The organism is Waterburya agarophytonicola KI4 (assembly GCF_020640915.1).
Lineage (GTDB): Bacteria > Cyanobacteriota > Cyanobacteriia > Cyanobacteriales > Xenococcaceae > Waterburya > Waterburya agarophytonicola.
Window position 1 is genome coordinate 15,407 of the sequence record NZ_JADWDC010000032.1, and the last position, 15,113, is coordinate 30,519.

Genomic DNA, 15,113 nt, shown 5'->3' on the forward strand with positions numbered 1-15,113 from the left:
ATTAAATTCAATTAGTTCCCTAAAAGAGATTATAAACCTTAAATAGAAATTTTTGTCAATAATCTATTAAAAGAGAATAAATTACAATAGAACGACTATTGACAGTCTTGTTGTTGTTGTTGCGCCTTGGTCTTAATTTTGTCAGGTAAACCCCAGAAAGCAGACTGAGAAAGGCGTTGATATTCACGGTCGAAATGTTGAGCCAAGGTCAGATTATTAATTACAATGGTAGCCTCATCATTCTGATGATTAGCAGCTTGCGACCAATTTTGTGAGCCAGAAATAATTGTTTGCTTGTCTATCAAGGCAAATTTATGATGAAGCTTATCTCCTCGGGCAATATTCGCTACGCCAATATTTTTCAAAGGTTTTGTCCAAGGATTATTATCCGCTTCAGCTTGACAGCGATAATATAAACTAATTCCCAATAAATCTAATACCTCACTATAGTAGCGAAAGGCAAAACCCGAATCAAAAACACCGCTTATACTAACTCCTTCTTTTTGTTTTTGCTGCAATTTTTTAGCAATTAGTCCATCGCTAAAAACAAACAAAGCTAGATCGATAGAATTATTAGCATTATTAATTACTTTTGCGATTAAACCATTGCTACTTAAATGCCAATCCTTAGTAGGAGAAATGGGAGAAAATTGCACGGTAAATTTAGTATTATTTCCAATAATAGATTCAGGCGATCGCGATGGTTTTGCCAAACCAAATTTACTATTAATTCCCCCAGCCTCTGCCGAACCCCACATATAGTTGAATTCTTCAACAAATAAGTCAGCTACCTCTCGATTATTAATCCGCAATAAATGGTTGACATTCCCTCTACTATCTAGATTGCTAAAATCTCCATGAATGCCACTCAAAGTAAAATTACTCGAACCAGTAACCACAGTCTGGCGATCGATAACCACGAACTTATGGTGCATCAAACCACTTCCTTTTGAACCATCGGCAGTATCATCAATCATAGGAATGCCTGCATTATGTAAAATAACTAAAGCATCCCAGTTATTTTTTTCAGAAGTACTTAATCGACCATTATTATCTCGATCTACCAAGCTAATAAATTCATCATACTTAAGGCGATCGCGTTGATTTAGTTGCTTTATTTCCTGTGGCTTTAAACTGCTCAACGCACGACTATAATTATTATCTAAAATCACTCTAACTTTTACCCCTGAGCGATGACTTTTAACTAAAGCTAAAGCAATTAAAGGTAAATTTAGTTCTTGCACTGCCAAGTCAACAGTTGAGTTGGCTGCTGTTATTGATTCGATAATTATTCCTTCTAAATTATCTCCACCACGTTCTATTTTACGATAAGGATCTAAATAAGTTTCTGTTCCAGTTTCGCGATGATTAAAATACCCTTGAATAAACTCATCTTGAGATAAATCTGACAATCTCTTAGATGAATTTTTACACCCAGTAATAACAATCAAGCACAACAAAAATATCCATGTCAGACGATACATATCAAACTTACACACAAGATGCGATCGCGCTACGGTTGCCTACAGGGTAAAGGGAAAAAGTAAAAGGGTAAAGATCGGAATAATTGGTATAAGTAAAGAAATATAAACTAGGGAATAACTGCAATGACTGCTCGTAAAATAATTTTTGGTTTAATCTGGCTTGCTTTGATAACTTATAGTGTGATTTTTACCATTAATGGCATAGGATCTACTTCCCCCGCAGCTTTTCAACAAGATTTAGACTTAATTATTAATATGTCTATAGTTGAGTGGGATGGCATCAACCCGATAATTATTGCAATTTTTTTTATTATGGGAATCTTTCCCCTCGTTTATGGCGCGTTTATCCTCTTTGATAGCCAAGACAAGCAAGTTTCTCCCTATCCCTTTTTTCTAACTTCTTTCGGTTTGGGTGCGTTTGCTTTATTACCCTATTTTGCCCTGCGCCAGCCTAATACTAGCTTCACAACCAACAAAAGTTGGTTACTCAAAGCCTTAGATTCTCGTCTAATGGCAATTTCAGCTTCTATATCGATTGTGGTTTTTATAGTTTGGGGTACGATAAATGGAGATTGGTCTGACTTTATTAACCAATGGCATAGCAGTCAATTCGTAAATGTCATGAGTATCGATTTTTGTACTCTATCTCTTCTGTTACCTGCTGCTATTTTGAAAGACGACATGGCAAGGAGGGGAATTAAAGATTCTCAGCTTTTTTGGTTAGCTGCATTATTACCTTTATTTGGTAGCTTGATCTATTGGTGCGTGCGTCCGCAACTAGCAATTAGATAAGTCGGAAACTGCCAAGATTTTCAATTAAATTTATATTCTAAATTTCAAAAGCAAAAACGGATATGAGTAAAAAACTCATACCCGTTTGGTTTGCTACTATGCGGATGAAAGGACTTGAACCTTCACGTCCGAAAACGCTAGAACCTAAATCTAGTGCGTCTACCAATTCCGCCACATCCGCAAAATTTCGCAATGACATACATCATAACAGATATATAGCAAAAAGCAAAAAATTTATAGAAAATTACAGGACTTTCTTTGGCGATCGCGATTTGGTTCTTGCCAAGCATAGCTAAAGTGACTGATAGAATTAACTTCAGGAGTCGCTTTGCGTAAGGCTTCAATCTGGGCTTCCAAGGAGGGATGGTCTCGATAAGTTTTACCCCAGACTCCTGCCACAGCGGGATTGACCCTAGTAGCTGGATCGGCTGTCTGTAAAACTGTTTTCACTTGATCGGTAACACAATCAGTTTTTCCCTCACATACGGCATAAGCCATGGGATGCCATTCTAGATCCGCAGGAAATTTATCCCAAGCTTGCAAACGAGAATCAAAAGCAGTCGTACCTACCAAACGATTGGCATCGGGGAAAAATACTGCTCCTGCGGGCAGATTTCTATTCTTAGCAGGTTGAGCAGCAAAGGAAAGAAAATCTATAACACCTTGGGCAGCATGAGCGACAGAGAAAAACCAGAGGTCTTTTGTCAAAGCGTTAAGACGAGATTCAATAGTTGCTTCAGGTTCGGGAAAATTACGACGACCTTGCCATCTAGCATTGGCTTGTTTGGGATATTTTAAATCGATCGCCTTGAGATCGGAAATGGTTAGATTACCCGTATCGATATATTTCTTAATTACAGCCAATCCTTTTTTATTGCTAGCTCGATTGTACAAGGCATTGAGGGATGATTCGCTATAGATCCAAAGATCGCGGACATTATGGACGTAAGATTGTCCGCCGTCACCGCGAGGATAGCGGACATAATCAAACAAAATACCATCAGGTTCGCGTTTGAGGACTGCTTGGACTAAATTATAATAGTCAGTCTGTGCTTGACGAGAATAGGGATCGATATATGCTTGAGAGCGATCGTGAACGAAAGTTAGACTATCTTTTCCCGTACCGTTACGAGCCAGGGCTGATTGACGATCTGGGCGTTGAGCATAGGTGTAGCCAAAATTCATCGTAAATAGCCAGGCATAGACCTTTAAACCCCTCTGATGGGCTTTATCGATAGTTTGTTGCAAGAGATCGATATTTTCTTGTCCAGGCGATCGCACGACGGATGTCCACGGTGTAGGATTATCATCAGGGGGCAGCAGCACCTGACTATCATAAAAAACTTCTAGGTGAATTTTGTTATATCCCAGGTTGATAATACGGTCTAAAACGTAATCTATCGAGCCAGGACTAGTATCGCAGGGATATAATCGCAGCCACACAGCCTGATCTTCTGGCCAGGTTTGACTGCGACATAGCTGAAGCATTTCAGTATGTTTTTGAACGATGGCATCATATTCTCCCGCAGTCGTAGAATTATTGCGGTCTGCCAAAGTAGCCTTGAGTAATTTTTCTTTTGCTTCTACTTCTTCTGGGGCAAATTGACAATAAGGGCCAACGGCAGCTTCGCTCGATTTAATTCCCCCTGGGATGAGCAAACTGGTAAAGGCAATTAAGGTGGTTGCCAACAGCTTGGTAGATTGGGACTTAGCTATTTTCTCTAAAATAGCTAAGAGAATGGGACTATACTGGCTGAGATAGTTTTGCTGTTTAGACCCAGAAACTAATTTTTTGTCGACTCTACCCATCCTAAAATACCACCTTATGCTTCCTTTATACTTTCTCTCGATCGCTGATTAAATTGTGATTAAATTGTTGGCTTGGAATTAACTTTGTCTTAATGAGTCAACATTCTAGCAGCATTAATTGTTTATCATCGAAACACAAAGCAGAATATGGAGATTTTTGTTCCTGGTCGTCTTTGTCTTTTTGGCGAACATAGCGATTGGGCTGCCCAATATCGTAGAGCCAACTCAACTATATATCCTGGTTATGCTATTGTCGCGGGGACAAATCAGGGAATTTATGCCAGGGTGCAACTCCACGATCGTTTACGATTTGCCACAGTAAATTATGCTCAAATCCTCGAACTGGCAATGGAGGAGACTTTGCTGCAAAATGTGGCAAAAACTGAGAGTTTTTATAGTTATGTGGCGGGGGTAGCTTATGAAGCTTTAAAACGTTATGGAGTCGGGGGTATTGCGATCGATAATTATGAGATGAACTTACCCCTCAAAAAAGGTTTGTCTTCTAGTGCTGCAATTTGTGTTTTGGTAGCTAGAGCATTTAGTCAGTTATATAACCTGGGTTTGACTATCGAAGAGGAGATGGACTTGGCTTATTGGGGAGAAAGAGTAACTCTCAGTCAATGTGGCAGATTAGATCAAGCTTGTGCCTATGGCAACCAGCCTATTTTGATGGTTTTCGATGGCGATCGCACTAAAATTGAACCTTTGACTATTGGTGGGGATTTGCATTTTATTATTGTCGATTTGGCGGGAAATAAAAATACTCAAACAATCTTAGCCAGCCTCAACCAGTGCTATCCCCTTGCCAATAACCCCATTCATGCCCTAGTACAGAGTTATTTAGGCGAAATTAACGCCCAGATTGTAGAGAGGGCTATATCTGCCCTCCAAGGAGGAAATAGGGCTATAATTGGCGATTTGATGAATCAAGCCCAAGCTCAATTCGATCGCTGTCTGATTCCCGCTTGTCCTAGCCAGCTAACCGCACCGATTTTACATCAGTTACTTGCCCATCCACCCCTACAAGAGCATATATACGGCGGAAAAGGTGTAGGCTCTCAAGGAGATGGCACGGCACAATTGATTGCCAAAGATCCTTTTCATCAAACAAAGGCGATTTCAATTATCGAGGGAGATTTTCCTCAAATGCAATGTTATGAATTAAATATTTCTAAAACTGCACTATTATGAAACAAAAAAGTAGTAATTTAAAACACAGGTTTATGAGGAGAAATAGACTTTAGATGTCTTATTTGTTATCGGGAATTAAAATTGCGATCGCTACTAGTGCAGAAACAACTACTAGCAGTCCTCTTATGGGCTTCAATCACTTAGCAGAAGACTTTTTATTAGAAATAGTCGCTCTGTTAAAAATAGCGATCGAAAGCATTGCTTTGGTCATTTTGGCTTTAGCAATTATCAAAGCAGTCCAAGAATTAATTTGGCGCAATCGCAGGATGGATCGAGAGGAAAAACTGGCTCAAGTTAGATTGGATTTGGGTATTGCTTTAGCTTTATCTTTGGAGTTTTTGTTGGCAGCAGATATTGTCGCTACAGCAGTTGCCCCTAGTTGGGATGCCTTAGGTAAACTAGCTACGATTTCGGCAATTCGTACCTTTCTCAATTTCTTTTTAGAAAAAGAAGTCAAAGAATTAGCTAGGGAAAAATTAGCCAAATTTCAACACCGAGCAAAACAATAATTCAATCATTGTTGACGTTGACTATTTATTTGCCGTTAATGATTTTTTGTCCGCAAAACTTTGAGTATATTTTTGAGCTATAGTTGCAAGAATAGCTGAATTAAGCGGTTTACTAATAATATCTACTGCTCCAGATATTTTTCCTCGTAATTTATCGACGATACTATCTTGTTCGCCAATAATGATCAGGGGAATATTTTTTAAATCTGGCATTTTTTTGATTTGAGCGCACAATTCATAGCCATTGATATCTGGCATTTCTGCATCAATTAAAATAAGATTGGGCTTCTTTTTTAATAAAACCATTAGAGTTTTAGCACCATCATTGACAGGAAGTATGCGATAACCGATGGGATTTAAAACTTGAGCTATCTGCTGACAAATATGAGGATCGTCATCGACACAAATAATTAAGGGTAAATCTAACTCTTGAATATATTCTCTCGTGCCATTGTTATATTTGATGTCGTTTTCTGTACTGCTAGGAGCAAAATATAGATTGGATAACTGTTGATCGGGGACTCGTTGAAGGGCGATCGCTTTACTTTTGATCTGAGGTATCAATAAATTTGCCACAGTAATTAAATCTTTTTTGGTTTCAATCGCTAAATCTCGTAAAGTTTTTTTTCCGTTAATAAAGACAAATAGTTGTTGATAGATATCGCCATCGACGGTTTTTTTCAGTTTATCAATATGTTTGATTACAGGAGCTAAGTTGGGCGAAGAATGGGCAAGAATAGTTTGATTCCAATCGCTAACAAATGATTCTATACGTTCGACTGTTTTGATATAGTTAATTTTAGTAATTGGCTGTTGAAATAAAGAGCTATTTAAAATTGCTCCCATTTTATTCCCTTTCGTTTTAAAAAATACCTTAACCTTATCTATTTCTCGCTCTGCTATGAAACAATCAAATAAAACTTCTTTAATTATTGCTTGAATAACTTCTTTAACCTGAATAATATCGATTTGCTTGCGCTTATACAAAACACTGATCAACAAGTATTCCCAGAGTTCGGAAATTTCCTGTTCTCTTAATTTAACTTCCTGACAATTAACTTGGGGACAAATTTGATTAGTTAAACGGTATAATCTTCTAAATCTGTGAATGCTACTGCTTGCCCAGATTAGATTACCTTTCTTAAAATAAAAACTCCAACTATCTCCGTTAGTTGTAAAAATGCATATTTTACAGTTTTGTTGTAAATCGACAGCGTTTTGAAAATTAAATTTGATTTGTTTTAGATTATTTTTGGCGAATTTCATAATCCGAGTTAAACGATTAAATTAATTTGCAAAATATTAATAAAGAAAGAATTATTTGCTTTTTTATCAATTACTATTTATTCTAACAATCCCATTCAAGAGAGTAAGCCGTATATTTACGATAATTTTTGTATTTTTTAAAAAAGTAATCAAGCAAAAAAAATAAATCAAGATAAACATAAATATGCCACTAAATAAATCTCAAGTTAAAACATCTCAAGTTAAAACAGTTGCATTAGATATTGGATTCGATTTAGTCGGTATTGCCAAGATAGATCGATATGAAGATAATGCCTCAGAACATCTTAAAAGCTGGCTAGATTCAGGATATCAAGCCGATATGGAATGGATGGCAAACCCTAAAAGAGCAGATATTCTTGCGTTTATGCCCGAAGCGCGATCGCTTATTTCCGTAGCTCTCAATTACTATACCCCCGATCGACATTCAGACGAACCAAACATAGGAAAAATTTCTCGTTATGGATGGGGGCGAGACTATCACAAAGTTATGGGCAAAAAACTCAAAGCTTTAAGTACTTGGTTGCGATCGCAGCATGGCTCAATTTTAACTCGCCATTGTGTAGATACTGCCCCCGTACAAGATAAAGTTTGGGCGCAAAGGGCGGGAATAGGTTGGCTGGCAAAGAATGGTAACATAATTACCAAAGAATATGGTAGTTGGGTATTTTTAGGAGAAATATTAACTAATTTGGCGTTAATTCCTGACGAAGTTCATACCAACCATTGTGGCACTTGCACTCGTTGTATTACTGCTTGTCCGACTGATGCCATCGTTGAGCCTTATGTAGTCGATGCCAATCGTTGTATTGCCTATCATACTATTGAAAATAGAAATGCTAAATTACCTCCAGAAATTGTCAACAAACTATCAGGTTGGGTAGCAGGATGTGATATTTGTCAAGATGTTTGTCCTTGGAATCAACGTTTTGCAAAAGAGACAAATAACGCTGATTTTAAGCCTTATTCTATTAATATTCAGCCAGAACTAAGTGAGCTAGCAAATCTTTCCGAAACGGATTGGGATCGTAGGTTTCGCGCATCCGCACTAAGAAGAATTAAACCAGCTATGTGGAGACGTAACGCTCGTGCTAATCTAAATAGAGAAAAATAATTGTTGACTTTAACCAAGTATTTAAAACATTATTAAGTATAATTATTCTATATAATAATCAATATAACGGGGATTTAATGACTGTTAAAGTAATTCTGTTTGATTTTGATGGTACAATTGCCGATACATACAATGCGATCGCAAAAATTACCAATCAATTATCTTCTGAATTTGGATACAAAGCTTTAGACGAAGAAGAATTATTATTACTCAAAAATTTAAGTTCTCGCGAAATAGTTAAACTATCAGAAATTTCTATTTTTAAAATTCCTTTTTTAGTTAGACGAGTACGTACAGAACTAAGTAAAGAGATAAGTGAATTGTCACCAATTGGTGATATTGAAAGAGTGCTATTTGAATTGAAAAATAGAGGCTACACTTTGGGAATTGTCACCTCTAACAATAAGGAAAATGTGAAAATATTTTTACGTAAAAATAAACTCGATTGTTTATTTAGTTATATTTATTCGAGTACATCTATTTTTGGCAAACATAGAGTAATCAATCAAGCTATCAAAAATAATAAATTAACTAAAGCTAATGTGATTTATGTAGGGGATGAAACCAGAGATATAAGATCTGCCAGAAGAAGTAATATTGGAATTGTGGCAGTTAGTTGGGGCTTTAATTCTGCTGAAATTCTCCAAGATTATCAGCCAGATTATCTCGTCCATCAGCCTCAAGAGTTACTCGAAGCGATCGCTGTTTACCATTCCCATCCTGTCACTACTACAGCTAATTAATATCTGCCCTGAGTTATCTTAGAAAAGAATATCTAATAAATCTATTTTAGATGACCGATAATAATAATCCTCAATTCTTATTGTTTGCTCAACATGGTTGGGCAGACAATGGCAATAGTATTGGTAGATTAGCCAGGGCAGTAGCTACTCCAAAAACCATAGTTACCGTACCTAGCTTGGGATTAATTAAAACTTTTATTAGTATTGAGCCTTTAGTGCGTAAACTAGAGCAGATTGCCACAGCAGCGATAGAGAAATATCCCCATACTCCTTTAAAAATTATCGGACATTCCATGGGGGGTTTGATGTGGTTGGAAGTACTCGATCGCAATCCTCAATGGTGGCATAAAGTACATTCTTTAATTCTTTTGGGTTCTCCTGTGGGAGGTTCAAATCTTGCCCGTATAATCGATCCTTTCGGCATTGGTATTGGTACGGCAAAATGTTTGGGTAGAAATCGTCGTCTAACAGCAGAAAAAATTGCCCAACACATTCCGACTCTTTCTGTAGCTAGCGATATCAACATGGGTACGGATGGCTTGGTGACGCTAGAAAATACTAAGTTTGACTATGCCAATTGGCTTTTAGTCTCAGATATACCTCACTCTGCTATGAGATCTCATCCTCAGATGATTTCTATAATTCAAAATTTCTGGACAAATCCAAACTTGGGATCTCCTCCCGATCTAGATTCTACTAGCCAGTTTATTCAACGTCTGCGCCGTTTACCAGGAATGACTGATACTGATTATCGTAACTTTAAGCGATCGCAAATTGTGGCTAGTTTGGCTGATGGTGCTACGATACATACCTGGAAGAACTATTTGGGCGTAAATCATGTCTATGTCGGCAAACCCCAACAGCAATGTATCTATGCAGGATATGTCGGGTTGATTCACGCTGCGGGATTGGAAAAAGCGATCGCTACCCTAGTTTCAGACAATGCTTAATTTAAACTTTAAACTTAATTTAACCTCTAATTAAGAAGGAAAAACAAATTTACCAAATTACTTGACAACTATAGGTAGATAATTGTTATTATGACTATGTTGCAGAAGATGGGGTGTCGCCAAGCGGTAAGGCAGCGGTTTTTGGTATCGCCATTCCTAGGTTCGAATCCTAGCACCCCAGTAGTTTATCAAACCATTCTCTATAAATATAAAATTAAGTTATAGTTTTTGGTTGAACAAATAGCAAAATTATTCCCAATTGGTGTTCGCGAATTTTTGCTCAATAATTAGTTGTCAATCTTCAATAATTAGTTGTCAATCTTCCATTACTTATTACTTAATAGTCCTACCGAGCGTTCTCTTAATAAATAATCTTTTAACCACGCACCCAAAAGCTTACAACGATTTGATAATCCTGGTAAATAATAAAGGTGAATTACCAACCACAACAACCAGGCTAGAAAACCTTTTACAGGAATCTTACCTAGCAAATAAGCTACTCCCGCATTACGAGCCACGATCGCAGCCGTACCTTTGTTAAAATAGTTAAAGGTTTGGGGTGCTTTTCCTTTCAATTGTCGTTTGAGATTAAAAGCGATCGCTCTACCCTGCTGTAGAGCCTCAGGAGCAACTCCCATTAAAGGCATACCTTCGTGTTCGATATATGCCAAATCACCCACTGCATAGACATTAGGATATTCAGGTAATTGTAAAGTAGGCAGTACTTCAAGTTTGTTTTGACTGGCGGTGGTTACTTCTCCTTCTGACTGAGGGAGATTGGCTTCTACTCCTGCCGTCCAAATAATAGTTGAGGTGGCAATGTGAGTTTCATCTTCTAAGACAACTTTACCCTCAAAAGTTGCTTTGACTCGATTCTTAAAATGTACCTTGATACCGCGATCGCGCAATTGATTTAGGGTATACTTTCTGAGAGATTCTGGGTAACTACTCAGCAAACTAGAACCCGACTGTAATAACATCACCTTGGCTTGACGCAAATCTAATTCCGAGTAATCTTTAATCAGACAGTTGCAAATCAATTCTTGTAAAGTTCCCGCTATCTCTACTCCAGTAGGACCCCCTCCAACAATCACAAAAGTCATTAACTGTTCTCGTTCCATCGCATTAGATGTGGCACAAGCCTTTTCAAAACAGCTAATAATATGGTTGCGTAAGGTCACGGCATCTTGCAAGGTTCTTACGGGGAAGGTGAATTGAGGCGCGCCAGATATCTCTAAAAAGCTGGTTTGACTGCCCGTGGCAATCACTAAATAATCGTATGCTATCGATCCAGTTTCAGTAATTATATGATTATTTTCCAAGTCGATCTGTTTGACCTCCGCCATCAAAAAACTAGCATTAGGAATCTTTCGCAGTGCCTTCCGTAGGGGATAGGCAATTAACCCTGGCTCAATAAAACCCCCAACCACCTGATATAGAAGAGGGATAAAAGTATGGTAGTTATGGCGATCGATCGACAATACTTCAGCATCGGCATTCGACAACTGTTTGACAGCTTTTAAACCCGCAAAACCAGCTCCAACTACGACAATTTTGGGTCTACCTGCGGTCATGCTTTCTTTTCTCCTGCGATTTTTTTAATCTAAAATTTTGGTAGCATAATATAATGCCAATACAAGATAATATTGTAATTTAATGAGTTTAATATATCGTAGAAAGCAAGCTATTTTTTTCTATGATGGAGAATGTGGCTTTTGTAATGCTACTGTGATGTTTCTATTAGATCGAACCTCTTTTAATACTCTTCTATTCTGTAAACTACAGTCTGAGTTTGCCAGAAATTTTTTTATCCAACACAACTATCCTCAACCCGATCTGACAACAGCTTATTTGTACCATCGCGATCGCCTTTTCCAAAAAAGTTCGGCAATTTTAAAGGCAGTTTCCCTAGCAAATAAACCAGTTAAATATTTGCAAATATTTCTCGCCGTTCCTAAATTTATTCGGGATAGCATCTATAATCTAGTATCGCGCCTTCGCCAACAGATCAAAATTGGTAAAAAGAACTGTAGATTATTGACTCCTCAAGAGCGTCAGAGATTTATAGAAATATAATGCAATATCCCAATCTATTGTTGACCCTGGGCTTAAGCTGTTTACTATTTCCCCCATTTCTGCTGAAAATGCTTTCGGCTTCCCTCGAACCATATCCAGCAATTATTTTACCTGCGGGAGCGCATCAAGTCGATTTAGATAGTACTCAAGTCAATTTTAGTCGAATTAGTTTGTGGGGCAAACAACTGCCCGATAATTCTTGGACAAGAATCGATTCTGAAAAGTTTCTCGAACCTATTCCCCATGAATATTTAACTCATATTGTCAATAATTCCTTTGGCTTGAAAACAAGTAAAAAAGAAGCTGATAATGCTTTGAAAAAGAAATTTATTACCATTTTAAACAATAAAATAACTGCTGATGAAATTGAAGATACAAAACAATGGTTGCGCAACCAACTTACCCAGTTAAACTGCGATTCTAGTGAATTAATGGTTACTGAAGAAAAAATTGCTTTTGATGTTAGTACTGGCAAGATAGTATCGCTAAAAATAATTAATGAAAAACTTTTTAAATTGGATTGAACTTAAATTAAGTATTTTATGGTACAAAGCTGAAAAATCGGCAAAGAATAATAGTGATAGCTTATCGAAACTCCGCATTTTTTATGGAATTTTTATTTTACTTTTTCTCAACCTTAGTTTTAGTTGGATTGGAGAAATACCTCAAGGTTTATTCCTACCTAATTTTCTTAGCTTAAGTATTTTTTTCAATGGCTTTCCCCACTATAACTTTATGTTAGGTATTGAAATAATACTTGTTTGTTTGGGCTTTTGTCTGTTATTAGGAATCAAAGCCAGATGGACGGGAATTGCTTTTATAATTGTTTATATAATCGGTAATTCATTTAGTTTTTCTTTCGGAAAAATCAATCACGGCTCGGTTATGTTCATAACTTTCATTCTGGGTCTATCTTTTACTAATTGGGGTGTGAACAATGCTCTTGTTCCCGATAAACGAGTTTCTGAAAAATTTGAGCAAAGAGTCTTGGCAACTTTAGGAGTTATTCTTTGCTTTGGTATGTTTACGGCTGGTTTAGAAAAAGCACTTTATTGGGTTGATTTTGACCTTAATACGGGAGGTTTTCTTTCTTGGTTTTATCAAGGATATTTTACCCAAGGAAGAGAACGATTTTTAGCTCCACTGATTCTGCAACTACCACCTCAAATGTTTGAAGTAGCTGATTATTTAGCTGTTGTTTTTGAATTGTCTCCTCTATTGGCACTTTTAAGTGGTCGCAAATGGTGGTTGCTTTGGCTGTTAGTTGCCTGTACATTCCATTTAGCAAATACTTTATTACTTAATATTAATTTTATTGCTCACGCACCCGTTTATTTGACTTTTGTCTCGTTAAGCTGGGGAAAATCTAAGCATAAATCAAAGTTCGGTATTTTAACCAAATTTAATTACTTGACTTTTGCGATTTCCATAGCAGCTTTTATCGCACTACATTATTTGTTGAATCTATTAGTCAGAGAATCTAGTAACTTTCATCTTATGGATGAAATCTACTATTTTGCCAATAACTCGGGATTTCCTCTTTATTTGAATATTGTGATTTGGTTAATAACTATGTCAATCATCGCAGTCAATCTATTAATTCCCAATAAAACTAAGCTAAACACAGATAGGATCTAACGAAGTAAGAATTAGTACATTAATAATTCTGTTAAAAGTTTAATACTTGTCGATTTTGTATCATTTCTCAACGATCAGCGATCTTTTATAAGAACTTTCCCATAAGTTTGTCACTGTGAAGCGATCTTTATAGAAATAAATTTGTGTTTTTGATAATATGTGTGAACTCAAGTAAATATAGGTATTTTCACCGAACATAATACTTAAAACAAGATAATCTAGACCTATATTTAGTCGATTTGCCTTATATAATTAATCCCCAAATAATCAGATACTATTTAGACCTGAAATGTTACATAAAACACATAATTCTATAGTTACCTTAGCAGCAGTATTGTTAGCTTTAGTTGGAGTATCCAAACCAGCTAAAGCTTTTTTATTAGCTCAAGCTGATGTAACTCCCACAACTTTCAATGTCCCCGATAAGTTGCCCGCCAAAGCCACAGTGGAGATGGCAACCTCCAATAGTACTAGTAGCATTAATCAAAGCTTAAAAGAAAGTTTTATCAGCAAATACCCTGAAGCTGAAGTTAACATTCAAACCAAAAGTTCAGAAGATGCCCTTAAAGCACTATCAGAGGGGAAAGTCGAGCTTGCAGGAATTGGTCGCACTCTAACGGCAGCAGAAAAGCAAAAAGGATTAGTAGCAGTACCTATCAGCAGAGAAAAAATTGCGATCTTCATTTCCAAAGATAATCCTTTTGACGGCAGTTTGACCATATCCCAGTTTGCTCAAATTTTTCGCGGTGAAATTACTAATTGGTCTGAAATAGGCGGAAATCCTGGGGAGATTAATCTAGTAGATTCCCCCGATACCAACGATACTAGACAAGCTTTTCCCAACTATCCAGTCTTTAAAGAAAGCGAGTTTGCCAGTGGTGCTAATGCAACCAAACTAGAAGTAGATAGTGTCGATCGCACGATTGAGGAATTAGGTCCAAATGGTATCGCCTATGCTGTTGCTAATGATGTGATCGACAGAGATGATATCAAAATAGTAACCATGCATCAAACTCAACCTGATGATGAAAGATATCCTTTCTCTCAGCCTTTTTATTTGGTATATCAGGGCGAACCTAGCGAGGCAACGGAAGCATTTCTCGGTTTTGCTACTTCCCCCGAAGGAGGAGAACAAATAATTTCTAATCGAGTAGGTTCGATGTCAACTGCTGCTGCTATAGCGATCGCTTCTAAGTTGGGCAGCGATCGAGCAAGTAACTTACCTACAGGCGCGGTAAATCTACCCAAAACAACTGTAGATGGAGAAGGTAATATCGTTCAACCTGATGTTGCAGGTACTGATACAGATACCGATGCCAATACAGGTGATAATGTCGCAGGTACAGATACCAATAGCAATACCAATACTGATATCCCAGGTGTAGGTACTGATACAGATGCCAATGCAGGTGATAATGTTGCGGGTGCAGGTACTGATACAGATGCCGATGCAGGTGATAATGTTGCGGGTACAAGTACCGATACAGATGCCGATGCAGGTGATAATGTCGCAGGTACAAGTA

The 15,113-nt window shown here is 37.3% G+C and carries 14 protein-coding genes and 2 tRNA genes; 11 read left to right on the forward strand and 5 right to left on the reverse strand.

All coding sequences use genetic code 11. The features are described from left to right. Positions 1-95 precede the first annotated feature (95 nt). On the reverse strand, positions 96-1,499 hold the full coding sequence (locus I4641_RS13290) for a phospholipase D-like domain-containing protein (protein ID WP_229641019.1): 1,404 nt from the start codon (positions 1,497-1,499) through the stop codon (positions 96-98). Positions 1,500-1,607: 108 nt separating this feature from the next. Here I4641_RS13290 and I4641_RS13295 point away from each other — a divergent pair, with 108 nt between their 5' ends. Beyond that, on the forward strand, positions 1,608-2,276 hold the full coding sequence (locus tag I4641_RS13295; protein WP_229641020.1) for a DUF2834 domain-containing protein: 669 nt from the start codon (positions 1,608-1,610) through the stop codon (positions 2,274-2,276). 99 nt (positions 2,277-2,375) lie between these two features. Here I4641_RS13295 and I4641_RS13300 read toward each other — a convergent pair. Then, positions 2,376-2,457 (reverse strand) — tRNA-Leu (locus I4641_RS13300). A 53-nt stretch (positions 2,458-2,510) separates the two neighbouring features. Beyond that, on the reverse strand, positions 2,511-4,085 hold the full coding sequence (locus tag I4641_RS13305) for a family 10 glycosylhydrolase (RefSeq protein WP_229641021.1): 1,575 nt from the start codon (positions 4,083-4,085) through the stop codon (positions 2,511-2,513). A 147-nt stretch (positions 4,086-4,232) separates the two neighbouring features. Between I4641_RS13305 and I4641_RS13310 the strand changes: the two genes are divergently transcribed. Both I4641_RS13310 and I4641_RS13315 read left to right on the forward strand, forming a co-directional pair. After that, the gene (locus I4641_RS13310) at positions 4,233-5,276 is read left to right on the forward strand and encodes a mevalonate kinase family protein (RefSeq protein ID WP_229641022.1); all 1,044 of its coding nucleotides are present in this window, start codon (positions 4,233-4,235) and stop codon (positions 5,274-5,276) included. 53 nt (positions 5,277-5,329) lie between these two features. Then, positions 5,330-5,785: a DUF1622 domain-containing protein gene (locus I4641_RS13315; RefSeq protein ID WP_229641023.1), complete on the forward strand. Its 456-nt coding sequence runs from the start codon at positions 5,330-5,332 to the stop codon at positions 5,783-5,785. A 21-nt stretch (positions 5,786-5,806) separates the two neighbouring features. Here the strand turns inward: I4641_RS13315 and I4641_RS13320 are convergent, their stop codons facing one another. Next, on the reverse strand, positions 5,807-7,051 hold the full coding sequence (locus tag I4641_RS13320; protein ID WP_229641024.1) for a response regulator: 1,245 nt from the start codon (positions 7,049-7,051) through the stop codon (positions 5,807-5,809). A 184-nt stretch (positions 7,052-7,235) separates the two neighbouring features. Here I4641_RS13320 and queG point away from each other — a divergent pair, with 184 nt between their 5' ends. From queG to I4641_RS13340, 4 genes are all read left to right on the forward strand, one after another. Further along, a complete protein-coding gene (gene queG / locus I4641_RS13325; protein ID WP_229641025.1) occupies positions 7,236-8,183 on the forward strand; it encodes a tRNA epoxyqueuosine(34) reductase QueG in 948 nt (315 codons plus the stop codon). A 77-nt stretch (positions 8,184-8,260) separates the two neighbouring features. Next, entirely contained in the window at positions 8,261-8,926 is a 666-nt protein-coding gene (locus I4641_RS13330) for an HAD-IA family hydrolase (RefSeq protein ID WP_229641026.1), read from the forward strand. 50 nt (positions 8,927-8,976) lie between these two features. Further along, positions 8,977-9,876: an esterase/lipase family protein gene (locus I4641_RS13335; RefSeq protein WP_229641027.1), complete on the forward strand. Its 900-nt coding sequence runs from the start codon at positions 8,977-8,979 to the stop codon at positions 9,874-9,876. Between the two features lie 109 nt (positions 9,877-9,985). Next, positions 9,986-10,057: transfer RNA gene (locus I4641_RS13340), tRNA-Gln, on the forward strand. Positions 10,058-10,202: 145 nt separating this feature from the next. On the opposite strand, the gene I4641_RS13345 is transcribed toward I4641_RS13340, so the two are convergent. After that, positions 10,203-11,450, reverse strand: a complete 1,248-nt coding sequence (locus tag I4641_RS13345) for an NAD(P)/FAD-dependent oxidoreductase (RefSeq protein ID WP_229641028.1) — start codon at positions 11,448-11,450, stop codon at positions 10,203-10,205. A gap of 82 nt (positions 11,451-11,532) precedes the next feature. Between I4641_RS13345 and I4641_RS13350 the strand changes: the two genes are divergently transcribed. The 4 genes from I4641_RS13350 to I4641_RS13365 all read left to right on the forward strand — a co-directional run. After that, the gene (locus tag I4641_RS13350) at positions 11,533-11,952 is read left to right on the forward strand and encodes a thiol-disulfide oxidoreductase DCC family protein (protein ID WP_229641029.1); all 420 of its coding nucleotides are present in this window, start codon (positions 11,533-11,535) and stop codon (positions 11,950-11,952) included. Beyond that, positions 11,952-12,476, forward strand: coding sequence for a hypothetical protein (locus I4641_RS13355; RefSeq protein WP_229641030.1), 525 nt, complete (start codon positions 11,952-11,954; stop codon positions 12,474-12,476). Before I4641_RS13350 ends, I4641_RS13355 begins: the two co-directional genes overlap by 1 nt. Further along, positions 12,451-13,590 carry an HTTM domain-containing protein gene (locus I4641_RS13360; RefSeq protein ID WP_229641031.1) on the forward strand — a complete coding sequence of 380 codons (1,140 nt, stop codon included), beginning with the start codon at positions 12,451-12,453 and terminating at the stop codon, positions 13,588-13,590. Before I4641_RS13355 ends, I4641_RS13360 begins: the two co-directional genes overlap by 26 nt. Positions 13,591-13,879: 289 nt before the next feature. Continuing rightward, the coding region (locus I4641_RS13365; RefSeq protein ID WP_229641032.1) for a substrate-binding domain-containing protein at positions 13,880-15,113 on the forward strand (1,234 nt) is incomplete at its 3' end.